Origin of the sequence: Caballeronia udeis, assembly GCF_044909315.1 — a bacterium.
Lineage (GTDB): Bacteria > Pseudomonadota > Gammaproteobacteria > Burkholderiales > Burkholderiaceae > Caballeronia > Caballeronia udeis_A.
The window spans coordinates 1-22,685 of record NZ_JBIYEB010000016.1 but is presented as its reverse complement, the minus strand read 5'-3'; the positions used below and the strand labels follow the sequence as shown (position 1 = coordinate 22,685).

Below are 22,685 nucleotides of genomic sequence, written 5' to 3'. Positions count from 1 at the left end.
TTTAACTACGTCTCACGACCTGGCCCGCCCGGCCGTGCCGGAGGATGCCATCTGAAAAAGCGAGCTGGCCGTTGACCCAGACCTGCTCCACGCCGGCAGACCGTGCGCGCGGTTCGGCAAAGGTCGCACGATCGCCGACGCTGGCCGGGTCGAACAGCACCAGATCCGCCGCATAGCCCGCCTCGATCCGGCCGCGGCCGGGCAGCGCGAGCTCTTCGGCCGCGAGGCCGCTCATCTTGTGGACGGCGGTCTCGAGGCTGAAAAGCCGCTCGTCGCGCGCGTAGTGCCCCAGCACACGGGGGAAGGTGCCCCACAACCGGGGATGCGGATGCTCGTCGTGCGGCATGCCGTCGGAACCGATCATGGTCTTGGGAAACGCCAGGATACGGCGCACGTCCGTCTCGTCCATCATGAAGTAGATAGCGCCCGCGGGCATGAGCCGGGCCGCTGCCTCCAGCTCGTCGCAATCCATGCTCTGGGCGATATCGGCGAGCGTGCGGCCCGCGTGCTCCGGATACGGCTCTGACCAGCTCACCAGCACGGACGAGGCGCGTGCGACGAATTCCGGCCGCAGCACGGTGGACGATGCGTTGTACGGATAGCAGTCGAGCGAGACAGGCTGCTCATCCATTGCGGTGGCAATGCGTTTGAGCGTTTCCACCGAGCGTCCATGGTTGGGGGTGCCCGCGAGCTTGTGGTGCGAGATCAGCACCCGTACGCCCAGGCGCCGGCCAATCTCGAAGGTCTCGTCGAGCGCGTCGGCAATCTTCTCGGCCTCGTTGCGCATATGGGTTGCGTAGAGCGCGCCGCGAGCGCGCAGCGGCTCGCCGACGGCGACTATTTCGTCAGTGTCCGCGTGTCGCGCCGGCGGGTAAAAGGTGCCGGTGGACAGGCCGAGTGCGCCGGCATCGAGTGCATCGGCCAGCAGTGCACGCATGGCTTCGCATTCGGCGGGCGTGGCGGCGCACTCGAGGTCCTCCATGACGTTCGCACGCAGCGTCAGATGGCCTACGAGGCAGGCGGCGTTGACAGCGATGCCTTCTGACTCCAGCGTTCGAAGATAGTCGCCGAACGTTGGAAAACGCAGCCACTCCGGTGTGGCGATCAGGTCGAGCGGCGGCGGAATGGCGCCTTGAATGCGGCTCGGAGCGAGGCTCAGGCCACAGTTGCCGGTGACGACCGTGGTCACACCCTGCGACAGCTTGGCCGCCATGGCGCCCGGCATCAATAGTGCCCGGTCGTCGTGCGTATGGACGTCGATGAAACCAGGGGCAAGTACCCGGCCGGCGGCGTCTCGCCGTTCGCGCGACGAGGCTGCAGCCAGTTCGCCCACCGCGGCGATGCGGCCGCCGGCAATGCCGACGTCCGCCACGAAGGCTGGCCCGCCGCTGCCGTCGATAATCGTCGCCCCTGCAATGCAGAGATCGAATTCCATGCCGTGTTCCGCCATCAGATCGAAGCGATCATGCCGCCGTCCACCCGGACGACCGAGCCGGTGACGAATGACGCGTGCGCGCTGGCGAGAAAAGCCACCATGGCCGCGTATTCGTCGGGGCGGCCGTAGCGGCCGAGCGCAATGGAGGCCGTGCTTTGCGCGACGATGTCCGCGACAGGACGGTTTTCCCGCTGCGCTTTTGCTTCATCGAGTTGCACGATGCGGCAAGTGGCGATGCGGCCGGGCACCACGACATTGGCGGTGATGCCGTCTCGTCCTACCTCGCTCGCCAGCGTTTTGGACCAGGCCACGAGCGCGGCGCGCAGCGTGTTGGAGATGCCCAGGTTCGGGATCGGCGCCACGACGCCCGACGAGGTGCTGGTGACTATGCGGCCCCAGCGGGCGGCACGCATGTCAGGCAACACCAGGTCGGTGAGGTGGATGATCGAGGCGACCATCGCCGTGAAATGGCGCGACCATTGCGCCGGCTCCACACCCGAGACCGGCGTGGGTGGCGGCCCGCCGGAGTTGTTGACGAGGATGCCGACAGGTCCTAGTGTCTGCCGGATGCCGGCTAGCACGGCTGCGAAGCTGTCGGGCTGTGCAAGATCGAGTGCGAAGCCCGCAGCACGGCCGCCTGTCTCATTGATGCGCGCCACGGTGCGCCCGAGCGCCTCCTGATCCACGTCGCAAACGGCTACGTGTGCACCCTCGGCCGCGAGAGCCTGTGCGATGGCGCCGCCGAGCCCGCCGCCCGCGCCGCTGACGAGGGCGACCTTGCCTTGAATGTCCAGATTCATGTTGATGTTTCCGCTGTGATCTCAATGGTGATGCGTGGGTGTTGCACGCGGTTCAACTCGACGCCCGCATGGCGAGCCGGGCCTCGAGCCGACCGATCAACCGGGTCAGTTCGGCTTTGTCGGTAGCGTCGAGCACCGGGCCGGGCTTGCGCACGGCAGCGCTGCGGATCGCACCACGGCGGCGCAGCGTTTCCTTGCGCAAGGCGAGGCCAATGCCGTACTGGAACTCGTGACGCAAGAGGGGCAGGTAGAGATCGAACGCGTCTTCCGCGGCTTCGGGCCGGCCCTGCGCGAACAAGTCGCAAACCTGCACCAGCATTTCAGGGTAGGCGAAGCCGGTCATCGCTCCGTCGGCACCGCGCAGCATCTCCTGTGGCAGGAAGAGCCCGCCATTGCCGACCAGGATGCTGATGCGGCGGCGGCCCGCGGCCTCGCTCTGGGTGCGCAGTTGAGACAGCTTGCGCAGCCCGGGCAGGTCCTCGTGCTTGAACATCACGATCTGGGGGAATTCGTCGACCAGTTGGTGGACCACCGCGACCGAGGTATAGACCCCGGTGGATTGCGGGAAGTCCTGCAGGCAGATCGGCACGTCCTTGCCCAGCAGGCGGGCAATGGCGGCGTAGTAGCCATGGACCTGGTCGTCGGTCTTGAGGTTGGGCACCGGCGCCAGCATGACGCCGGCCGCGCCCAGCCCCATCGAGGCCTTGGCGAGCCGCTCGACGTGCTGGTTGGACGCATGGCTCACACCCACGATAACGGGCACGCGGCCGTCCACGCGCTGCAGCACGCGGCGGGTGAAGGCCAGCGACTCCTCTTCAGTCAGCTTGGGCGCCTCGCCCATCATGCCGAGGATGGTCATGCCGGCCACGCCCTTGTCGAGATAGAAGTCGACGAGGCTGTCGGTACTTTCCAGGTCGAGCGCACCGTCGTCGGTGAATGGCGTGGCCGAGATGATGTAGACGCCGCTGGCGCTTTCGTCAACGCGGGATGCTTGGGTCATAAGGGGACTCCAGGTTCAGAGGTGGGTGTGACGCGTAACGAGACCCACGCGCACTGTGTCGAGGTGCTGGCGCATGGCTTCGCGTGCCGCGTCGGGATTGCGATCGACGATAGCCTGCAGGATCGCGATGTGTTCGCGGCAGCCGGGCTCGAAGCGCTCGGACGTGCCGTTCTGGTCAAAGCAGCGTGCCTTGATGCGCAGGTCATGGATGCTCTGCGCGAGCATCTGGTTGCCGCTGGCGGCCGCGATGGTGTCGTGCACGAGGTTGTCGACACGATGGTTTTCCTCCACGGAGGAACTGCCGGCGCTCAGCAGTGCCTGCACTTGAGCCATCACGGCGCGCGCGCGTTCTGTTTCGAGCCGGGTCGCGGCAGCAGCGGCGGCCTCGCCTTCGAGGAGCATGCGGATCTGGAAAATTTCCAGGTATTGCCGCAGGGTGGGCTCCTTGACGATCAGCTGGCCTCGCGGCGTGCGCATGGCGAAGCCGCCGCCGATCAGCCGGCTCATGGCTTCCCGCACCGGCGTGCGCGACATGCCCAGCGTGGCCGCCAGCGTGCGCTCCTGCAACGGCGTCTCGGTCGGCAAGCCGCCGCGCTGGATCATGTCGAGCAGGGCGCGATAGGCGTCGCCCGCCAGATCCGGTGTTTCGTCGCCTGGTGCTTGCGTAGTGCCGGGCACAAGGTGCGGAGCACGGCCATTTGTCTCGGTTGCTGGATTCTTGTTCATGGTTCTCGGACCGGTTGCAGAAAAAGGGGTGGCGGGGCCGCACGGACTCGCCGCCAGGATCATGCCGCGGCGAATGCCATCGCGTCCCCGGCGCTGAAGCCCCATACGATGGACTGACCCGGTGTGCGCTCCGCCTCGCGTGTGCCGGCCGGCGCATAGGCGACCACGGTACGGCCGGGCGCCTCGATAAAGATTTTCCAATGCAGCGCGCAGAAGGTCGAGGCCACGATCCGGCCTTCATGACGGAGGTCGGATGAAGTGAGTTGCGAGCCGATGCGCACGTTTTCCGGCCGGACGCCCAGCACCTGACCTGCGCGGTCGACGAAATTGCATTCACCGAGAAAGCCGGCCACGAACGGCGATTCCGGCGCGCGGTAGAGCGCCTCTGGGGCGCCGGCCTGCACAACGCGGCCGTGATCCATGATGACGATACGCTCGGACAGGTTCATCGCCTCTTCCTGGTCGTGCGTGACAAAAACAATGGTCAGGCCCAGGTCATGGTGCAGTTTCTTGAGCTGCAGCTGGATCGCCTGGCGCAGGTTCTTGTCGAGCGCGCCCAGCGGTTCGTCCATCAGCAGGATGTCAGGCGTGAAGACCAGCGCGCGGGCCAGCGCCGCGCGCTGTTGCTGGCCACCCGAGAGTTCACGCGGCAGGCGGCCGTGGAGCTTGTCCATGGAGACCAGCGCCAGCACCTCGTCCACGCGGCGCTCGATCTCATCGCGCTTCACGCGTCGCATTCGCAACGCGAAGGCGACGTTGTCGAATACTGTCATGTGCGGGAACAGCGCGTAGTTCTGAAACACCATGCCTATGTTGCGCCGCGCGATCGGCGTGTGTGTCACGTCCTCGCCGCCAATGCTCACGCTGCCGGCGGTGGGCGCCTCGAAGCCGGCGATGATCTTCAGCAGCGTGGTTTTGCCCGACCCCGATGCGCCGAGCAGTGTGCAGAACTGGCCGCGGGGAACGTCGAGGCTCAAATCCGGCAGTGCGACGGTCGGACCGTAGGTTTTGCGGATACCTGCCAGGACGACGTCCTTGCCCTGGCGCTCAGGCCGCTCGGCAAGTTGCAGGGACACGGGTGTCTGGAACTGCGCGGTGCGTTGCATCTTATGCTCCGTTCTGTCTGGCGGATTGTCTGCCGGACAGGATGTTGGCCGTCAGGATGAGCGCGGTGGCGGCGATCAGTACACAGGAAGCCGAAATGACGGTCGGGTCGAAATCCTGCGCCAGGCCCTCGTACATCAGCTTGGGCAAAGTACGGTTGTGAATGGTAGTCAGGAATAGCGCCATCACCACGTCATCGAATGACGTGACGAAGGCGAACACCGCACCGCCGATGAGGCTTGGCAGCAGTGCCGGCAGCATGACCAGCCGGAACATCTTCGGCCAGGACGCGCCCAGGCCAAGGGCTGCCAGTTCCAGGCTGGGGTCGAAGCTGCGCAGCGCGGCGCGCACCGTGATGTAGACGTAGGGTGAGGCCAGTACCGTATGGCCCAGCACGACCGCCACCGAGTTGGCGACCCAGCCCAACGGCGCCATGAGGTAGTACAGCGCCACCGCAGTGATGATGGCCGGCACCGACATGGGGATGACGAACAGCGTGTCGAGCCAGCCTTTGCGCGCTGAACGCATCTTGTGTACGCCGAGCGCGGCAGCGGTGCCGAGCACGGTGGCGATAACCGTGACCGTCAAGCCTGCGCGCAGGCTTGACCAGAGGGCGTCCAGCCACTTCGAGTCCTGGAAGAAGCTGGCGTACCAGCGCAGACCATACTGTGGCGGCGGAAACACCGGATAGTCACTGGTGCCAAAGCTCATCGGGATCACGATGAGGATAGGCAGCAGCAGAAACACCGCGCACACGCAGCCTGCCAGCACCGCCAGGCGGCCGCCTGGCGTGCGCCGTGTGCCGCCCGCGCTGCTGCCTTTGCCGGCCGTGCCGCTGATCAGCTGGTCCAGTCCGAACCACCGGTTGAAAAGCCACATCGAGATCAACACGGTGATCAGCAACATGCCAGCCAGGGCGGCAGCCAGTCCCCAGTTCAGTTCTTCCGTGATGTTGTACGAGATCAGCTCGGCCGCCATGCGTTGGCCCGGACCGCCCATGAGCGACGGCGTGATGTAGTAACCCACGGCGTTCATGAAGACGATGATCGCGCCGGCTATCGCACCCGGGCTGGTCAGCGGCAGCACCACATGGCGCAATATGCTGGCGGAGCGCGCACCGAGGCTTTGCGCCGCCTGCACGAGCGTGGTGTCCATCGCGCGGAACGAGGCATAGAGCGGCAGTACCACGAAAGGCATGAGCACATGGGTCATGCCGATCATCACGCCCGTGAAGTTATACAGAAAGGCAATGGGTGCATCGACGATGCCGACGCTGGTCAGCAACGTATTGAGTGGCCCGTTCTTGCCCAGCAGCGCGATCCAGGCCGCGGTGCGTACCAGCGCGCTCGACCAGAAAGGCAGCAGTACTGCAAAGAACAGCAGGCGTGCTGCAGCCGGTGGCACCGTAGCCATCAGATAGGCGAGCGGGTAGCTCATCACCACGCACGACAGCGTGACGGCTGCGGCAATGGTGAAAGTATTGCCCAGCACGATGCGATAGATCGGTGTATCGAGCACGTGCCGGTAGTGGGCCAACGTGAGCGTGCCGTCGCGATAGAAACTCTCTTTGAGAAAGCCGGCAATCGGCCCGACGAAGAACAGCAGCAGGAACAGCAGCAGGGGCAGGACGGCGAGCATGGCCGCGTGGTTCCGGCTGCGCCGTATCCGTGCCGTGGCGTCCGTGCGCGCGGCGTGGGGCGGGAGGGGGGCGGTGCTTGCCATCGGTGTTCCAGTTTATCCGCCGGCTCCCTGGCCCGGTAAAGGCGAGGAGGCGGAGGGCAGGTGACAGGGCGACGCGTGCCTAGCGGGCACGGATCTGGTTGTAACGCTCGGTGATGGCCGGGCCGTTCTTGTCCCAGAACTCCGAGTCCAGGAACAAGGCGCTCTTCAGGCGCTCGGGCGTGGACGGCAGACGCTGCTTGCGCGCGTCGTCAATCAGCGGGAAGGCGGCTTCGGTTGTCGGCCCGTAAGCGATGTACTTGCTGAACTCGGCCTGATTCTTCGGCTGGCTCATGTAGTTGAGCAGCTCGATGGCTTCGGTGCGATGCGGCGCGCCCTTGACGACGGCGAAATAACCGACCTGCGCCACCGCGTTGCCCCAGCCCATCTGGATCGGCAGTCCCGAATCCATGCCAGCCTGAAAACGGCCGTTCCAGCCGAGGGCCATTACCGCCTCGCCGCTTGCCAGCGCACTCACCGGCTCGGCGCCGTTCTTCCACCACACGGCAACGTACGGCTTGATCTTCTCGATCTGCTTCATCGCGCGATCCATGCCCTCGGGCGTGGACAGCACCTTGTAGACATCGGCGGGCGCAACGCCGTCGGCAATCAGCGCGGCCTCGATCACGGTCGCCGGGTCGTCCTGCAGCGTGCGCTTGCCGGGAAACCTGGCGACGTCCCAGAAGTCGGCAAAAGTACTCGGCTGCGGCTTGCCGGCCGGGAACGCCCTGGTCGAAAAACCGATGTTGGTCGAGAAAATCTCCGACGGCACACCGTAGTCATTGCGAGCACTCGCAATGACATGAGTCTGATCGACCATGGCCGGCGTGATCTTCTCGAACACGCCGAGCTTGATGCCGCGTGTCAGCCGGGCACTGTTTTCAGTCACGACATCCCACGCGACGGATCGGGTGTCGATCATTGCGCGGATCTTGGCGACCTGCGGATCAGTGTCTTCCTGCACCTTGATGCCTGTCTCTTTGGCAAAAGGCTTGAGCCAGGCTTCGCGGATTGCGTTCTGGTAGGCACCGCCCCAGCTCGCAAAATCCAGTTCGGCCGCCTGCGCGGCCCCACTCAGGAGGGCTGCGGCGGCAGCCACGGCACAGCTCATTTTCTGCAACATGCTCGTCATCAGTTTCTCCGCTTGGAAGAGGACCAGTCCGGGTTTCGGCCATTGGCACGCACATTGCATGCCAATGGCATACCAAACCCGAGAGGGCGTATTTTCCAAGGGAAAAAATGTCAGAGGTGGATCTGAATTCGGATCTGGGCGAAAGCTTTGGTCCTTACAAGATGGGCGATGACGAGGCAATGCTGGGGTTGATCACATCGGCCAATGTCGCCTGTGGATTCCATGGCGGCGACCCGGTCGTGATGCACCGTACTGCGGCGCGCGCCCTGGAAGGGAGCATCGATCTTGGTGCACACCCGGGCTTCAACGACCTCTGGGGCTTCGGTCGCCGCAAGATCGCAGGGGACAGCGCGGCCGACATCGAGAAGATGCTGATCTATCAGATCGCAGCGCTGCAGGGCATGGCCCGTGCCGTCGGTCACCGCGTGACTCATGTGAAGCTGCATGGGGCGCTGGCGACGCTGGCTTTCGATGACCGGGACCTGTCGGAAGCGTTGGTGCGGGCAATGCTCGCCCTGGATCGCGATCTGATACTGGTTAGTACACCCCACAATGAGACTGAGCGGGCCGCACGCCGCGGCGATATCCGCGTGGCCTGCGAAGTGTTCGCCGATCGCCTCTATGGGGATAACGGGCTGACACTGCCCCGAAGTGAACCTGGTGCGGTCATCCATGATCCGGCGGAGGCTGCAGCGCAAGCCCTGCGGATGGTTGATGAACAGGCGATTCGTACCGTGGGCGGGCGCAAAGTCGACATGCCGGTCCACACGATCTGCGTGCATGGCGACAACCCGCACGGCGTCGTCATTGCCGCCGCAGTCCGAGCCGCGCTCGAAGGCGCAGGCATACGTGTGCGCCCGATCAGCGAACTGGACATCTGAAAACGGTTCTTCATCGCTAGAACGATCTGATCATCACGAGGATCCATGAAAACCAAGGAAGAATCCCTGGCCCGCGCGCGCGGCCTGTTCAATATTGCCATTACGCCATTCGCCGACGACGGCCGCATCGATCTCGCCGGTTTCACGCAGAACCTGGAGCACATGCTGGAACTGGGCTACGACGGCCTGCTTACCGGTGGTACCTACGGTGAATCTCCGGCCATGGATACGCCCGAGGGTGTATCGATCGAAACGGATGCCGATCTCGCGCGCTATCTGTTGCACGATGCAGGCGTCGCAGTGGTGCCCGGCACGGCGTTTGGCATGGCGTCCTACCTGCGGCTGGCCCATGCCGTGCCGGGCTCACGCCTGCAGGAAGCCTGCGAGCGGATTGTCGCTGCCTGCCTGAGGCTCGCATGACCGGCCGTGAAGAGACGCTCTCGTGCGAGCGTGCATTCCCACGTATCGAAGCGCTGGGCGATCGCTGCCTGATGGTCCGCTTTGGCGACCGGATCGACCCGGCGACCACCCGCGACGTGCATTCGCTCACGGCCTGGCTGCTGGCTCACATGCCGACAGGAGTCGTCGACGTCGTACCCGCCTTCACGACGGTCGCGCTGCACTATCTGCCTGAGCGCCTGCCGCGCGCCGGGGGCTCTCCCTACCGGCAACTCGCCGGCTCGCTTGCGGCGCTGCTCGAAGGCGGCATTGCGCCAGTCGAACAGAGTACGCGGCTGGTCGAGGTGCCGGTCTGCTATGGCGGCGAGTACGGCCCCGATCTAGATGACGTCGCGCAGCGCTGTGATCTCACCACGGACGAAGTGATCCGTCTGCACGGCGCATCGGAACTGATCGTGCAGACGTTCTTCTTCTCTCCCGGTAATCCATTCGCGGGCCCGCTTGATGCACGGCTCACCGTGCCACGCCGCGCTACGCCTCGCGCGCGCGTCGAGGCGGGGTCGGTGGCGATCGCCAACGGCCTGTCATCGATCTATCAGGTCGCGTCACCCGGCGGGTGGAACGTGATCGGACGCACGCCGTGGAGCATGTTCGATCTCGCGTGGACGCCTCCGACCCGCCTGCGGCTCGGTGACCGCCTGCGCTTTGTGCCGGTGTCGCCCGAGACGTTCGCGAGCATGGACGAGCGCCAATCATGATGCACGTCGACAAACCCGGGGTTTTTTCGTTGCTGCAGGACTGCGGGCGCTATGGGGTGCAGCGGCTCGGCGTGCCGGTCAACGGAGCGATGGACGAATGGTCGCACCGCGTGGCGAACCTCCTTGTCGGCAACGGCAAAACGGCTGCAACACTCGAATGCACGTTGCAGGGTCCGCACCTGCGGTTCGATCATGACGCGCTGATCGCCGTCACCGGCGCCGAGATGGAGATCGTGATCGACGGTGTGCAGGCGCCTCGCAACCGGGCGGTACTCGTTCGACGCAACGCAACGCTTGCGTTCGGCAAGCGCATGGGCGGAGCACGCGCTTATCTGGCGGTGCGCGGCGGTTTTGCGACCGAACCGGTGCTGGGCAGCCGCAGTACGTTCGTCCGCGGAGCATTCGGCGGCTTCGAGGGGCGCGCGTTGCGCAAAGGGGATCAGGTGCCGCTGTACCCGGCAGACGCGGGTTATCCGGAGCTTCAGGCCGCGCTCATCTCATCCGGCATGCCGTTCGTGAATGGTCCGGTGTTCCGCTTCCAGTCCCACGCTGCTCCGATGGGCGCGTGGCGCTTCATTGCCGGGCCGCAGTGGGATGCGTTCAGCGAGAAGGCCAGGCAGTCCTTCACCCATGACGTATTTCGCATCGATGCCAGATCGGACCGGATGGGGTATCGGCTCAATGGACCCGTGCTCGACCTGAAGCATCCGCTGGAGATGGTGTCCGAAGCCGTTAACTTCGGCACGATCCAGGTCCCGCCGGACGGGAACCCGATCGTCCTGATGGCTGATCGGCAAGGCGCGGGCGGCTATCCGAAGATCGGCTACGTGATCAGCGCTGACTTGCCCGCGCTTGCGCAAGCGTTGCCGGGAGACGCCGTGGGTTTTCTTCCGGCCACGCTGGATGAAGCAGAGCAAGCCTATCTGGATCGGGAGGACAAGCTTGAGATCCTGCGTGCTGCAATCGGAAAGACGCTGCCCGAAGCGCTGGCGCACGACCCGGCATGACCTTTTCTACACGGACGACAATGGAATCGATTGATCTCAATGGCGATAGGGGCAAGCGCTTCGGCCCCTGGACGATGGGAACCTTGATGTTGAGGTGATCCTGCTCGATCCGTCGATGTCTTTCAGATGGCTCATTCGCTCGTGTTCATCAAAAGCACGAGCGCAACAGACCGCTCCTTCCGAATTGCACCACTACCCTCATTAGAACCATCGAAGGCGTTACAGCTTGAGCCGTGATCAGCCGCGCCCGATAGGCTCGGTTGCGCCCAATGGCGCCATTCGGCGCAATGCCAGCCTGAAATCCCGTGCGACTGCCGACATTTTCCCTTTGCGCCGCCGAATGAGCCCAATCGTTCGCGCGACGGTTGGATCGACCAGCGGCCGGATAGCAATGCGTCCTTCTGCATCGCGAGGCACGGCGCATTGCGGAATGATCGAAATGCCGAGTCCGGCTTCCACGAGTCCCAGCGACGTTGTCAGGTGCTCGATCTCGATCAGTCTGTCCGGCCGCCAGTCGATGTCGCGCAGCGCGGCATCCAGCATGCGCCGGTTGCCACTTGTGCTGCCCGACACAATGAGCGGCCACGGCCGCAATTCCCGCCACGCGACCGTGGCGCGCGCCGCGAGTGGATGATCGGCGGGACAAGCGAGAACGTAGGGATCGGTCAGCAGCTCATCGATGGTCAGTTCCGGCGTTTCGCTGACGAGAAACGCAATACCGAATTCGGCATGGCCTTCAACCACGCGACGGGTGACTGTAGCGAGATCGGCCTCGATCAGACGCAGGCGCACATCGGGGCGCCGCCGATGGTAGTCGCCCACGATTCGCGGCAACAAGTGCTTCGCCACCGTGGAGATGCACGCGATAGTCAGCGTTCCGGTCCGGCTGCGCGTCGATTCGGTTACGAGCTTGAGCGATGCCTCCAATTCCTGCAGTACCCCGCGAGCATGCGGCAGGAACATGTCGCCGGAAGCCGTCAGCGCAACGCTGCGCGTGGTGCGCTCGAACAACCTGAGATCCAGCGCATCCTCGAGTCGTTTGATGCGCCGCGTCAAAGCCGACGCGGACAGTTCCAGTTCCATCGCGGCGTCATGAAAAGAAGCATGCGACGCGACCGAAACGAAGGCACGCAGCCCCTCGAGGTCGACGCCGGGAAAGTCGCTCATTGCGTCTCCGGATTTATTGCTTGTGACGCAATAATAATCATGCGGCGTGCAATTCACAAACGCATCGAGGCTGCGGATACTCGGACTACACCTCAATTACCGAAGCCAGTCCAATGAACCAGCATACCGAGATCGGCGTTAATACCTACACTGGCGGCGTGGCGTCTTTTGTTTCCGGATTGAGATACGATGCGATCCCGGCAGAAGTTATCGAACGGATCAAGCTTTTGATTCTCGACTCGTTCGGCTGCGCGATATTCGGCACAGCCTTGCCGTGGAGCCGCATTCTCATCGACACCCTGAGCAGCCTGGACACCACCCAAGGGGCGACGGTATGGGGAACGGCGACCCGCCTTTCAGCGCCGCACGCCGCGCTGGTAAATGGCACGCTGGTGCAGGGTTTCGAGCTCGACGATGTTCATCGCGTGGGGGTGCTGCACGTGGGCGCGGTGACGCTACCGGCTGTGCTGGCTGTCGCGGAAACGCAGCGCGCCATGAACGGCCAGGATTTCCTGCGCGCCTGCGTGGCGGGTTACGAAGTGGGCCCGCGCGTGGGCATGTGCATGGGGCCGGAACATATTGCGCAAGGATGGCATTCTGGCGCAACAGTCGGTGTCTTCTCGGCGGCGGCGGGCGCGGCGGCCGCGCTCAACCTGAGTGTGGATCAGACCGTGCATGCGCTAGGCATTGGCGGCACGCAGGCGGCGGGATTGATGGCCGCGCAGTTTGGTGCGATGGTCAAGCGCATGCATGCCGGCCGCGCCGCGCAAAGTGGCTTGTATGGCGCACTTCTGGCACGCAACGGCTTCACGGGGATTGTCGATGTATTCGAAAACCCTTATGGCGGCTTTTGCAGCACGTTTTCCCGCTCGACCGATCGCTTTGACTTGTCGCAACTGACTGACGGGTTGGGCGAACGTTTTGAGACGATGCGCATCGCGCTGAAGTTTTATTCATGCGTCGGCAGCAATCACACTACGCTCGACGCGATTCGCGCGATGCAGGCGCGTCGTCCGTTTAATGCGACTGAGGTGGAGCACATCGTGGTTCACGGTTCCCGTGTGACGGTCGATCATGTCGGCTGGAAATACGTGCCGCAGGGGCTGACGTCGGCGCAATTGAATCTGCCGTATTGCGTGGCGACGTTGCTGCTCGATGGAGATGTCTTTGTCGATCAGTTTACCGAAGACAAGGTCGCGGACCCGCAACGCATGGCGCTGGCCGAACGCGTGCAGGTCTGTGAAGACCCTGCGATTACCGCCCGGGGTTCCGCGTTGCGCCATATGGTACGCGTGGAAGTGTTCCTTCGCGATGGCACGCGGCTGGAAGAAACCGTCGAGTCGCAGCGCGGCAGCGAGCACGCCTTCGCGGGTCCGGACGAGATCATCGGCAAAATGCGCAAGCTCACGGAGCATCGGGTCGACGCCGCCCATGTCCAGCGTATCGTGGATTGGGTGATGCACGCCGAGTCCATGCCCGATGCCAGCGAACTGCCGCGACTCCTCGCACTCGCGACTTCCTGAAACAGGTGCATGGGATGTCTTCCACCACGAGGACGATCGCACTGAACCGCAACCGGGACGCTCGCCGGACTCGCTTGCGCTCGATCATCGGCGGCAGCGCGGGCAACGTGATCGAGTGGTATGACTTTCTCGCTTATTCCATCTTCTCGATCTACTTCAGCAAGGCGTTTTTCCCTGGTGGCAGCCAGACTGCCCAACTTCTGAATGCGGCGGCGGTTGCGGCGGTCGGCTACATCGTGCGGCCGCTTGGCAGCTGGGCCATCGGGGCGCTCGCCGATCGTCGCGGCCGGCGGGTGGCGCTGAGCCTGTCCGTGGCAATGATGAGCCTCGGCTCGCTCGCGATTGCACTGACGCCGACTTACGCGACCATCGGCGTTGCGGCGCCCGCCGTGCTGGTCATCGCGCGCTTGCTGCAAGGCTTCAGCATGGGAGGCGAGGCGGGTACCAGCGCGACGTATCTGAGCGAAATGGCGCCTGCCGGGCGGCGTGGCTTTTTCGTGGGGTTTGTCCAGGTCACCGTGGTGTTGGGGCAGCTCGTCGCGCTTGCGCTGATGCTCGTGCTGCAACGGCTTTTGCTTTCCCCGAGCCAACTCGAACAGTGGGGCTGGCGGATTCCGTTTGCCATCGGCGGTGTGCTGGCGGTATTCGCACTTTTTCTGCGGCGCGGCATCGCAGAGACCGATGCGTTCGAGCGCCACGAAGTCACCAGCGCCACCGAACACGGCAGCGTGCTGGTGCTGCTTGGGCGCTACTGGCGGCAGACGTTATGGACCCTCGGCATTAGTGTCGGCGGAACGGTTGCGTTTTATACCTTCACGATCTACCTGCAGAAGTACATGGTGAATACGACTGGCTTCAGCCGCAATCAAGCCACGCTGATCACGACAATCGCGCTCGTCATCTACATGTTCCTTCAGCCGCTTTTCGGCTGGCTGTCCGATGTTGTGGGACGGCGCCCCGTGATGCTGCTGTTTGGCATCGGAGGAACGTTTTTGACGGTGCCGCTGATGCATGCACTCGGCCATGCGCAAAACGCACTCGTCGCGTTTGCGCTCAACCTCGCGGCGCTCGCCATTCTGAGTGGTTTTTCATCCATCCACTGGCTGGTCAAATCTGAACTCTTTCCCGCTAAGGTACGCGCACTGGGCGTTGGTTTGCCATTCGCGGTGGTGACCTCGGTGATGGGCGGCACAACGGAGTTCCTTGCGCTGCGACTGAAAAGCGCCGGCCATGAGACGTGGTTCTTCTACTACGTCAGCGCGTGTGCGGGGGTGTCGCTGATCACATACATCCTGATGCCGGAGACCCGGCACCAATCCGTGATCGATGCGGAAGCGAACTAGAAAGGGAGGCTCGTGGTCATGCAGTTGTCATCATCGCGTGGGCCGTTCGCGGCGCAGATTCTGTCGGACTATGCCGTGTCGTTGCGCTTCGAACAGTTGCCGGCCGAGGTCGCGCGACGGGCGAAAGAGTGTGTGATCGATGCAATCGGCGCCGCCGTGTATGGACATGAAGTGGCGGCGGGAAAAGCCGTGATGCGGCACAGCACCATGGCTGCGCCGGGATCATGCGCGATCCTTGGCACCGCGCGACGCGTGTCCGCGGAAGCGGCTGCTTTTGCGAACGGCGTCTTGACGCACGCGGCGGAACTCGACAGCTTGCGCCAGCCCGGCAGCGGGGTGCATCCAGGCGCAGCGCTGGTGCCGGCTGCCCTAGCGGCGGCGCAGGTCTCCGGTGCGGCAGGCGCCGAGTTCCTGACGGCGTTGGTGACGGGCATCGAAGTGCTGTTCCGGATTGGCAACGCGACGAAGCATTCTGCCGAAGCGCGTGGCTTTCACGCACCGGGCCTGACGGGGCCGTTCGGCGCTGCGATAGTGGCTGGCCGCTTGAGCGGACTCGATGCCGCAACGCTCGCGCAGGCGTTGGGCATCGCCGGCTCGTTGAGCGGCGGCTTGCTGGAGTTCGCAAAAAGCGGCGATGGCGGCCTGGTCAAACGAATTCATCTTGGACGCGCCGCGCAGGCGGGCGTGGCGGCGGTTGCGCTCGCTCGCGCAGGCTTCGACGGACCATCGAGCGTGCTTGAGGGACGCTACGGCTTTCTGCACGCCTATTGCGAAGAGGCGGATGCATCCCGTCTCACCGACGCATTGGGCGAGCGTTTCGAGACGCTTGCGCTATGCATTAAACGCTATGCGTGTCATATCGTGGCGCACACGCCAATCTACTGCGTGCAGCAATTGCAGTCGATGCACGAGATAGAGCCGGAGTGCATTGACTCAATACGCATAGAAGGCGCGTCCCGGCTCAGCGCCAATCATGATCTCAAGGCACCCGGCGACGCGGTTCTCGCGCAATACAGCGTGCCGTATTGCGTGTCGGCGGCGTTGCTGCGCGATGCCGACGAACCGTCGACTTTCGGCACGACGCTGCTCGATGACCCCGCGATTGCCGCGCTCGCCCAGCGCGTGCGGATCGTCGTGACCGACGCGGCCGGTCTTGCCACCCGGACCCGCATCACGCTCAACGACGGCACATTTCATGAAGCATCGCGCCACGACTTTCCCGGTTGCCCTGGCGACCCGCTGACTCGCGAGCAACTGCGCGAAAAATTCATGCGGATGACGCGCCGGTTAGGACGGGACGCCGCGCCGTTGTTCGAGCGCCTCGAGCATATTGAACGCGAAGCGGATCTGTCCTGGCTCGATGCGGCGATTCAAGGAGAACCAGCATGAGCATCGCGCAGACACTGGCCGACGCCATCTCGACATTCACCTTCAGCGATCTCCCCGACGAAGCCCGCTATTGGGCGCGTATCGGCATCGTGGATACGGTCGGCGTCACACTCGCCGGCGCAAGCGAACCTTGCGCGCAGATCGCCAGGAAGGTGTCCACGCCATCGGTCGGCCGGTCCTTGTTGTTCGGCCGGACGGAGCGGGCGCGCGCCATCGATGCCGCACTGATCAACGGCACCGCGGCGCACGCGCTCGACTTCGACGATTGCAGCAACACGCTCGGCGGCCATCCATCCGCGCCCATTTTGCCTGCCCTGTTTGCGTTCGCGGATGAGCACGCGGTCAGCGGGCGCGATTTCATGACGGCGTATGTCGCCGGCTTCGAGACGCTTGCTCGAATTGCCCGGGCGGTGAACTTTCACCACTACGATAAAGGCTGGCATCCGACCGCAACGCTCGGTGTATTCGGCGCTTGCGCGGCGTCCGCTCGGCTGATGGCGCTCGATGCCGCGCAAACGGCCACCGCGCTGTCGGTCGCGGCATCGTTTTCATCCGGGCTGAAAGCGAACTTCGGCACGATGACCAAGCCGCTGCATGTGGGTCACGCAGCGCGCAACGGCTTGCTTGCCGCGATGCTCGCCCGCGAGGGTTTCACCGCCGGCAGCGAAACATTCGAACACCAGCAGGGGTTCTTCAACGTCTACAACGGCACGGGCAAGTTTGACGCAGATGCGGCGGTGCGGGGCTGGGCCGATCCGCTCGACATCGTCGAGCCCGGCATCGCGATCAAGCAATATCCTTGCTGCGGGAGTACACATCCGGCTATTGACGCGATGCTGATGCTTGTCGCCCAACACAGGCTTACGCCGGACCAGGTAGAGAGCGTGGTCTCGTGGACACATCCGCGGCGGTTGCGGCACACGAATCGCCCCGAGCCGGCCGGTCCGCTCGACGCGAAATTCAGCGTTCAGTACTGTGTCGCGCGGGCGCTTGCCCAAGGTCGTGTGGTGCTCTCCGATTTTGAGGACGACGCGTGGGCCGATCCCGCCATTCGCCGGCTGATGAAACGCGTGATCGCCGAACCCGATCCGCTTGCCGCTCAGCAGCGCGACCACTTCGGCGCGGAGATCGTCGTGATCATGCGCGATGGCCGGCGGTTGTCCCAGCGTGTAGCGAAAGCGGCGGGGCGCACATCGCAGAATCCGCTGCCCGTGGCGCGCATCGAATCGAAATTCATTGATTGCGCGAGCCATGCGCTGAGCCTCGAAGCAAGCCGCGATCTGCTCGCGATGCTATGGCGCATCGATGAACTCGACGACCTTGCGAGCGTATCGGCTCTGCTTGAGCGGGGCATCGAACAAGACGTCAGAAGCTGAAACCGGCGGCCACGACCGCAGGACATGGGAGACAGAAGCCATGAACGATTCACTCGTTGCCGCGCGTGTCGACCGGTTGCCCACCTCGCGGCTGCATCGCGAATGGATGTTCCTGTTCGCCATTCCGCTGTTCTTTGATAGCTGCGACATCAACACCTTCGCGTCCGCTGCGCCCGCGTTGATTGCGCACTGGCATATCGCGATCAATGAAATCGCGCTGATCACGTCGGCAAGTTTTATCGGCATGTTTTTCGGTGCGACGCTCGGCGGCATGCTGTCCGATCGAGTGGGGCGCAAACGCTCACTGATCCTGTTCGTGATGATCTCGTCGCTAGGCTCGCTGGCGACGGCTGCGGTGCCGAGCGTCGGCTACCTGTTCGTGGCGCGGGTGATTACCGGTTTCGGTATTTCGGCGGGCATGGTGACTGTCATGACGTACATTGCCGAGTTGTTTCCGGCTCGTTCGCGCGGTACCTGGCAATCCTGGGCGATGGTCATCAACCTGTGTGCTATTCCGATGACCAATTTCGTCGCCCGTCTGCTTGTGCCTTACGGTCCGCATGGCTGGCGCTGGGTGTTCGTCTGGGGCGCGCTCGGCATCGTGTTTCCCTTTCTGGCACGCCGCCTGCCCGAATCGCCGCGCTGGAGCGTACGCGCCGGACGGCTCGAGCAAGCCGAGGAAGCGCTCGCCGCGATGGAGGCCCGCGCTCGCGCCGACGGCCACACATTGAGCGTGCCGGAAGTGGCCACGCGGCCGCAGGATGTGCGCGAACCGTGGCTGACGATGTTCAACAGCGTCTATCGCCGCCGCACGCTGACACTGTGCGCGATCTGGCTGCTACAGACCATCGGCTTCTATGGCTTCGAGGCGTGGGTACCGACATTGCTCGTGCATCACGGCATCACCATCGCAAAGAGCCTGACGTATTTCACGCTAATCAACGTCGGCGCGCCGCTCGGTGCGTTACTCGCTGTTTATCCGGCCGACCGTTTCGAGCGTAAACATCTGATCGCGGCCGTCGCGTTGTTGATCGCGGTGTTCGGCCTGCTCTATGGCCTGAGTTTCACGCCGGTGCTCATCGTTACTTTCGGCTTTGCCGTCGGCATGCTGACCCAGACCTTCGCAACGCTGCTGTATTCGTACACGCCGGAACAGTTTCCGACTGGCGTGCGCAACAGTGCCACGGGTCTGACGTATGGCGCGGGACGGCTGGCCAATGTTGCCAACGCGTTCGTGATCGCGGCGATCTATACAAATCTGGGCTATGTGACGGTCTTTATGTACGTGGCCGGCGCATGGTTCCTCACTGCGCTGATCACGCTCGTATTCGGTCCGCGCACGACGGGCCGCAGTCTCGAAACACTCAATCCCGCGTTGGAGCGGCAGGAGTCCGCGGCGGCGAATGAATCCGCAATCACTTCTTTTGATACCAGGAGACTTGTTCCATGAAACCGGATGAACTCAACGGCATTGATGTGCTCGTGATCGGTGCCGGTAACGCCGCGACCAATGCCGCGCTTGCCGCGCGCGAAGGGGGCGCGAGCGTGGCGCTGCTCGAAAGCGCGCCGGCCGATGCGCGTGGTGGCAACTCCGCGTTCACCGGCGGCGCGTTTCGCTTCGTGTATGACTCGGTTGATGACCTGATGAAGCTGGCGCCCGATATAGCTGAACTGGATCTGGCAAACATCGACTTTGGCACTTATACCCGCGAGCAATATTTCGATGATATCGGGCGGCTCACCGAGTATCGCGCCGATCCGGAATTGACCGATGTCCTGATCGACAGCAGCTTCGATGCCGCGCTTTGGCTCAAGCGTCACGGAGTGCGTTTTCAGCCGGCGCTCGGGAGGCAGGCGTTCAAGGTCGAAGGCAAGTTTCGTTTCTGGGGCGGGCTTGCATGTCATATCTTGGGCGGTGGCACGCATCTCGTCGCAACGCTGCATCAAGCGCTTGAGAAAGCGGGTATCGGTGTGGTCTATAACACGCAGGCGATGAGTCTTCTCTACGATGGCGGCGGCATTCAAGGTGTGCGCGCGTTGCACGAAGGGCGGCAGGTCGAGATTCGCGCCGGATCCGTCGTGCTCGCATGCGGCGGCTTTGAATCCAATGCCGAAATGCGCGCGCGCTATCTCGGTCCGAACTGGGACCTTGCGAAGGTTCGCGGCACGCGTTACAACACTGGCTGGGGCCACAAGATGGCGATCGATGCCGGCGCCGCCGTTACAGGCCACTGGTCGGGCGCGCACGCGGTGCAATGGGACATGAACGCGCCGGAGTATGGCGACCTGACCATCGGTGACCGTTTTCAGAAGCACAATTATCCGTTCGGCATCCTTGTCAATGCGAAAGGCGAGCGCTTTCTCGACGAGGGCCTCGACTTCCACAGCTTCACCTATGCAAAGTACGGACATGAAGTACTGCGTCAGCCCGGCCTGTTCGCATGGCAGATCTTCGACCAGAAAGTCACGCGTCTCTTGCGCGACGAATACCGCATCGCCCGGATCACAAAAGAGACGGCGAATACGCTGGAGGAGCTTGCGACCAAGCTGACCGGGGTCGATCCGGAAGGCTTCCTGCGGACCGTTCGCGGTTACAACGCAGCCAAGCGTCCAGACGTGCCGTTCGATCCGAACATCCATGACGGCCTGCGGACCCAGGGCCTTGCCGTCGACAAAACCAACTGGGCCAACAAGCTCGACACACCGCCTTACGAGGCTTATGGCGTCACAACCGGCGTGACGTTCACGTTCGGCGGCCTGAAGGTATCGACTGCGGCCGAAGTGCTCGATGCGTCGGGAGCGCCGATTCGCGGGCTTTTCGCAGCGGGCGAAATAGTTGGCGGCTTGTACTATCACAACTACGGCAGCGGCACGGGCCTGGTCGCGGGCGTAGTCTTCGGAAGGCGCGCGGGTTCGGGTGCTGCGGCACTCGTGCGGGGAGCGCGTTAGATGCTGCTTATCGATAACGACTGCGTGGCGCGCGTGCTGACCATGCGTGATTGCATCGACGTGCAGGCGCGCGCGTTTGCCGGCCTGATCGATGGCACGTCGATTGGCCGGCCGCGTATCGACACCTACGTGCCGTGTGCTCGCGACGATGGCTACTATCGGTTTGGTTCTGTCGATGGCGCGACGGAAGGTGTGCTCGCCGTGCGGCTCAAATCGGACATGATGGTATGGCCGCGCGACGGCGGTAGCGAACAGAAATACTGCATCGAGCCAGGCACGTATTGCGGGCTTGTCGTGCTGTTCAGTACCGAAGATGGCGCACCGCTCGCTATTTTGAACGATGGTCATCTTCAGCATATGAGGGTTGGCGGCGCGGCCGGCCTTGGCACGCAGCTGCTCGCACGCGAGGATTCGCGCACGCTAGGCATGATCGGTTCCGGTGGCATGGCGGAGACCTTCATGGATGCAATTTCCGCAGTCAGGAAGATCGAGCGCGTGCGGGTCTACAGCCGTTCCGCCGATAACCGCTACCGCTTCGCACAGCGCATGCGCGAGCGTCTGGGCATCGATGTCATGGCGACTGATTCCCCGGAAGACGCGGTACGTGGTGCCGATATTGTCGCGACCTGCACGGACAGCATGACGCCTGTCCTGAACGCTGCGTGGCTTGAACCCGGCATGCATGTAGTGGCGCTGACGCCGCGTGAGTTCGATGCCGAGGTGGTGCGCCGTTTCGATGTCACGATCGTGCAAGGTCGCGAGCCGTTGCCCATGGAGGAGAGCGAGTGCTTCAGCCAGCGCGTTTCGGGCAGTCCGAACGCGTTCATTGGCGGAACGGTGGAAGAGCGCAAGCGCCTCCCGGTATCAAAAGTAGCGCGCGTAGATACATCGTACTGGCCCATTTATACCGATGTCATATCGGGCGCCGCGCCAGGTCGTGCGAACGACCGCGAAATCACGTTCTATTACACGGTTGGCAACTGGGGCGTGCAGTTTGCTGCGGTGGGCGGACATGTTTATCGTGAAGCCGTGCGGCAAGGGCTTGGTATTCAATTGCCGCAAGAATGGTTCGTGCAATCGATCCGTAACTAGAGAGTGTGCGTTGAATGGAAATAACCGCTGGGTCGAAAGAGGGCGTGCATCGCGCGGCCGCGGGGGTAGCAATGCTGCACGCGCCTTCGCATCGTCGACCTTGCCTTTTGGCGACGAGCTTCGCGAAGGTGTCCGCGAGCTGGTCGCGCGCGGTGTTGACGCAGCCGGATTGGTGCCGTAGAGGTGCACCGTCAGGCCTGACAGCGCCGCGATCTGCGCGATGCCGCGGCCCATTGCGCCGCTACCGGCGATGCCGATGGTTTCAATGGATCCGCGAGAGGTTGGGTTACTCGACTCCACGGTTGATCGCAGCCGATGTATACACAACACGATAGGCCGGCGGACAAACACTCAAACGCCATCGCACGCCACTTAAGAAATGTGGCCACACAGCGACACTTGTAACGAGAAGTAAGACGGCAGCAACAAGAGGCGGGGGTGCCATACGCTGGCATCACAATCTCGCTAATAAAAATGGCCTGCCCAAGCTGTTTAACGAATCCGCATGACTCAAGGGCTTCGTTAATCGTCGGAAGATCCGATGTCTTTGCCACTCGAGTGGCGTGGCTCGGCTGTCGCATCTGGCACATCTTCCGTACTACTTCGTTTGTTGAGGCGTTGAAAGATCCGTCGCCTACATAGGCAAAGGAATCGGGGCGAAGGCTTAACGCCCTTGATCTAATGATTACGCTTCCGAAGCGATTCTTGATGGCTTTTGAAAAAACTACCACGGCGGCCATAAATCGACCCGCGCGGAGCGTCTCAGCAGTATATTTTCGAAGCGGTTCACTAGATACTATGTAAGGGGCCATCGAAAGTAAGCTCCCTGGAGTAAAACGAGAATTCTGACACTCGTTTTTCGAAAGGAGCATGCAAATGGACGCG

19 protein-coding genes and 1 pseudogene are annotated in these 22,685 nt (G+C 63.3%); 11 read left to right on the top strand and 9 right to left on the bottom strand.

All coding sequences use genetic code 11. From position 1 onward, the window contains the following. Window position 1: 1 nt before the first annotated feature. The 7 genes from ABH944_RS24235 to ABH944_RS24205 all read right to left on the bottom strand — a co-directional run bounded on the left by ABH944_RS24235 (window position 2) and on the right by ABH944_RS24205 (window position 7,916). Window positions 2–1,435, bottom strand: coding sequence for an N-acyl-D-amino-acid deacylase family protein (locus ABH944_RS24235; protein ID WP_404609998.1), 1,434 nt, complete (start codon window positions 1,433–1,435; stop codon window positions 2–4). Window positions 1,436–1,449: 14 nt separating this feature from the next. Continuing rightward, window positions 1,450–2,235: an SDR family oxidoreductase gene (locus ABH944_RS24230; protein ID WP_404609999.1), complete on the bottom strand. Its 786-nt coding sequence runs from the start codon at window positions 2,233–2,235 to the stop codon at window positions 1,450–1,452. A 52-nt stretch (window positions 2,236–2,287) separates the two neighbouring features. Beyond that, a complete protein-coding gene (locus ABH944_RS24225) occupies window positions 2,288–3,235 on the bottom strand; it encodes a dihydrodipicolinate synthase family protein (RefSeq protein WP_404610000.1) in 948 nt (315 codons plus the stop codon). A gap of 15 nt (window positions 3,236–3,250) precedes the next feature. Continuing rightward, window positions 3,251–3,961, bottom strand: coding sequence for a GntR family transcriptional regulator (locus ABH944_RS24220; protein ID WP_404610001.1), 711 nt, complete (start codon window positions 3,959–3,961; stop codon window positions 3,251–3,253). Between the two features lie 59 nt (window positions 3,962–4,020). Further along, the gene (locus ABH944_RS24215; protein WP_404610002.1) at window positions 4,021–5,067 is read right to left on the bottom strand and encodes an ABC transporter ATP-binding protein; all 1,047 of its coding nucleotides are present in this window, start codon (window positions 5,065–5,067) and stop codon (window positions 4,021–4,023) included. Between the two features lies 1 nt (window position 5,068). Next, entirely contained in the window at window positions 5,069–6,703 is a 1,635-nt protein-coding gene (locus ABH944_RS24210) for an ABC transporter permease subunit (RefSeq protein ID WP_404610003.1), read from the bottom strand. A gap of 163 nt (window positions 6,704–6,866) precedes the next feature. After that, window positions 6,867–7,916 (bottom strand): ABC transporter substrate-binding protein, encoded by a 1,050-nt coding sequence (locus ABH944_RS24205; protein ID WP_404610004.1) that lies wholly within the window; start codon window positions 7,914–7,916, stop codon window positions 6,867–6,869. A 107-nt stretch (window positions 7,917–8,023) separates the two neighbouring features. Between ABH944_RS24205 and ABH944_RS24200 the strand changes: the two genes are divergently transcribed. The 4 genes from ABH944_RS24200 to ABH944_RS24185 are packed head-to-tail and all read left to right on the top strand — an operon-like array spanning window position 8,024 to window position 10,961. Continuing rightward, window positions 8,024–8,797 carry a LamB/YcsF family protein gene (locus ABH944_RS24200; protein WP_404610005.1) on the top strand — a complete coding sequence of 258 codons (774 nt, stop codon included), beginning with the start codon at window positions 8,024–8,026 and terminating at the stop codon, window positions 8,795–8,797. A gap of 45 nt (window positions 8,798–8,842) precedes the next feature. Further along, window positions 8,843–9,217, top strand: a complete 375-nt coding sequence (locus ABH944_RS24195) for a dihydrodipicolinate synthase family protein (protein ID WP_404610006.1) — start codon at window positions 8,843–8,845, stop codon at window positions 9,215–9,217. Then, complete coding sequence (gene pxpB / locus ABH944_RS24190; protein ID WP_404610007.1) at window positions 9,214–9,954, top strand: 5-oxoprolinase subunit PxpB; 741 nt, start codon at window positions 9,214–9,216, stop codon at window positions 9,952–9,954. The genes ABH944_RS24195 and pxpB overlap by 4 nt, the downstream gene beginning before the upstream one ends. Then, window positions 9,951–10,961, top strand: coding sequence for a 5-oxoprolinase subunit C family protein (locus tag ABH944_RS24185; RefSeq protein ID WP_404610008.1), 1,011 nt, complete (start codon window positions 9,951–9,953; stop codon window positions 10,959–10,961). The genes pxpB and ABH944_RS24185 overlap by 4 nt, the downstream gene beginning before the upstream one ends. Window positions 10,962–11,198: 237 nt before the next feature. Here ABH944_RS24185 and ABH944_RS24180 read toward each other — a convergent pair whose 3' ends face one another. After that, the gene (locus tag ABH944_RS24180; protein ID WP_404610009.1) at window positions 11,199–12,128 is read right to left on the bottom strand and encodes a LysR family transcriptional regulator; all 930 of its coding nucleotides are present in this window, start codon (window positions 12,126–12,128) and stop codon (window positions 11,199–11,201) included. A 113-nt stretch (window positions 12,129–12,241) separates the two neighbouring features. Between ABH944_RS24180 and ABH944_RS24175 the strand changes: the two genes are divergently transcribed. Genes ABH944_RS24175 through ABH944_RS24145 form a run of 7 tightly spaced genes read left to right on the top strand, consistent with a single transcriptional unit; the run spans window position 12,242 to window position 21,800 of the window. Then, a complete protein-coding gene (locus tag ABH944_RS24175) occupies window positions 12,242–13,651 on the top strand; it encodes an MmgE/PrpD family protein (protein ID WP_404610010.1) in 1,410 nt (469 codons plus the stop codon). A 14-nt stretch (window positions 13,652–13,665) separates the two neighbouring features. Continuing rightward, complete coding sequence (locus tag ABH944_RS24170; RefSeq protein ID WP_404610011.1) at window positions 13,666–14,994, top strand: MFS transporter; 1,329 nt, start codon at window positions 13,666–13,668, stop codon at window positions 14,992–14,994. Between the two features lie 18 nt (window positions 14,995–15,012). Further along, a complete protein-coding gene (locus ABH944_RS24165) occupies window positions 15,013–16,383 on the top strand; it encodes an MmgE/PrpD family protein (protein ID WP_404610012.1) in 1,371 nt (456 codons plus the stop codon). Continuing rightward, window positions 16,380–17,759, top strand: coding sequence for an MmgE/PrpD family protein (locus ABH944_RS24160; protein WP_404610013.1), 1,380 nt, complete (start codon window positions 16,380–16,382; stop codon window positions 17,757–17,759). The genes ABH944_RS24165 and ABH944_RS24160 overlap by 4 nt, the downstream gene beginning before the upstream one ends. A gap of 40 nt (window positions 17,760–17,799) precedes the next feature. After that, window positions 17,800–19,209 (top strand): MFS transporter, encoded by a 1,410-nt coding sequence (locus ABH944_RS24155; protein ID WP_404610014.1) that lies wholly within the window; start codon window positions 17,800–17,802, stop codon window positions 19,207–19,209. Beyond that, complete coding sequence (tcuA, locus tag ABH944_RS24150) at window positions 19,206–20,708, top strand: FAD-dependent tricarballylate dehydrogenase TcuA (protein ID WP_404610015.1); 1,503 nt, start codon at window positions 19,206–19,208, stop codon at window positions 20,706–20,708. The genes ABH944_RS24155 and tcuA overlap by 4 nt, the downstream gene beginning before the upstream one ends. Further along, window positions 20,709–21,800 (top strand): ornithine cyclodeaminase family protein, encoded by a 1,092-nt coding sequence (locus tag ABH944_RS24145; protein WP_404610016.1) that lies wholly within the window; start codon window positions 20,709–20,711, stop codon window positions 21,798–21,800. 84 nt (window positions 21,801–21,884) lie between these two features. Here ABH944_RS24145 and ABH944_RS24140 read toward each other — a convergent pair. After that, window positions 21,885–22,100, bottom strand: a pseudogene (locus tag ABH944_RS24140) (3-hydroxyacyl-CoA dehydrogenase NAD-binding domain-containing protein); the annotation flags it as partial. Window positions 22,101–22,685 lie beyond the last annotated feature (585 nt).

Coding starts and splice junctions, on each gene's coding strand:
- ABH944_RS24235 (WP_404609998.1), bottom strand. CDS start 1,435: ATGGAATTCGATCTCTGCATTGCAGGGGCGACGATTATCGACGGCAGC.
- ABH944_RS24230 (WP_404609999.1), bottom strand. CDS start 2,235: ATGAATCTGGACATTCAAGGCAAGGTCGCCCTCGTCAGCGGCGCGGGC.
- ABH944_RS24225 (WP_404610000.1), bottom strand. CDS start 3,235: ATGACCCAAGCATCCCGCGTTGACGAAAGCGCCAGCGGCGTCTACATC.
- ABH944_RS24220 (WP_404610001.1), bottom strand. CDS start 3,961: ATGAACAAGAATCCAGCAACCGAGACAAATGGCCGTGCTCCGCACCTT.
- ABH944_RS24215 (WP_404610002.1), bottom strand. CDS start 5,067: ATGCAACGCACCGCGCAGTTCCAGACACCCGTGTCCCTGCAACTTGCC.
- ABH944_RS24210 (WP_404610003.1), bottom strand. CDS start 6,703: ATGCTCGCCGTCCTGCCCCTGCTGCTGTTCCTGCTGCTGTTCTTCGTC.
- ABH944_RS24205 (WP_404610004.1), bottom strand. CDS start 7,916: ATGACGAGCATGTTGCAGAAAATGAGCTGTGCCGTGGCTGCCGCCGCA.
- ABH944_RS24200 (WP_404610005.1), top strand. CDS start 8,024: ATGTCAGAGGTGGATCTGAATTCGGATCTGGGCGAAAGCTTTGGTCCT.
- ABH944_RS24195 (WP_404610006.1), top strand. CDS start 8,843: ATGAAAACCAAGGAAGAATCCCTGGCCCGCGCGCGCGGCCTGTTCAAT.
- pxpB (WP_404610007.1), top strand. CDS start 9,214: ATGACCGGCCGTGAAGAGACGCTCTCGTGCGAGCGTGCATTCCCACGT.
- ABH944_RS24185 (WP_404610008.1), top strand. CDS start 9,951: ATGATGCACGTCGACAAACCCGGGGTTTTTTCGTTGCTGCAGGACTGC.
- ABH944_RS24180 (WP_404610009.1), bottom strand. CDS start 12,128: ATGAGCGACTTTCCCGGCGTCGACCTCGAGGGGCTGCGTGCCTTCGTT.
- ABH944_RS24175 (WP_404610010.1), top strand. CDS start 12,242: ATGAACCAGCATACCGAGATCGGCGTTAATACCTACACTGGCGGCGTG.
- ABH944_RS24170 (WP_404610011.1), top strand. CDS start 13,666: ATGTCTTCCACCACGAGGACGATCGCACTGAACCGCAACCGGGACGCT.
- ABH944_RS24165 (WP_404610012.1), top strand. CDS start 15,013: ATGCAGTTGTCATCATCGCGTGGGCCGTTCGCGGCGCAGATTCTGTCG.
- ABH944_RS24160 (WP_404610013.1), top strand. CDS start 16,380: ATGAGCATCGCGCAGACACTGGCCGACGCCATCTCGACATTCACCTTC.
- ABH944_RS24155 (WP_404610014.1), top strand. CDS start 17,800: ATGAACGATTCACTCGTTGCCGCGCGTGTCGACCGGTTGCCCACCTCG.
- tcuA (WP_404610015.1), top strand. CDS start 19,206: ATGAAACCGGATGAACTCAACGGCATTGATGTGCTCGTGATCGGTGCC.
- ABH944_RS24145 (WP_404610016.1), top strand. CDS start 20,709: ATGCTGCTTATCGATAACGACTGCGTGGCGCGCGTGCTGACCATGCGT.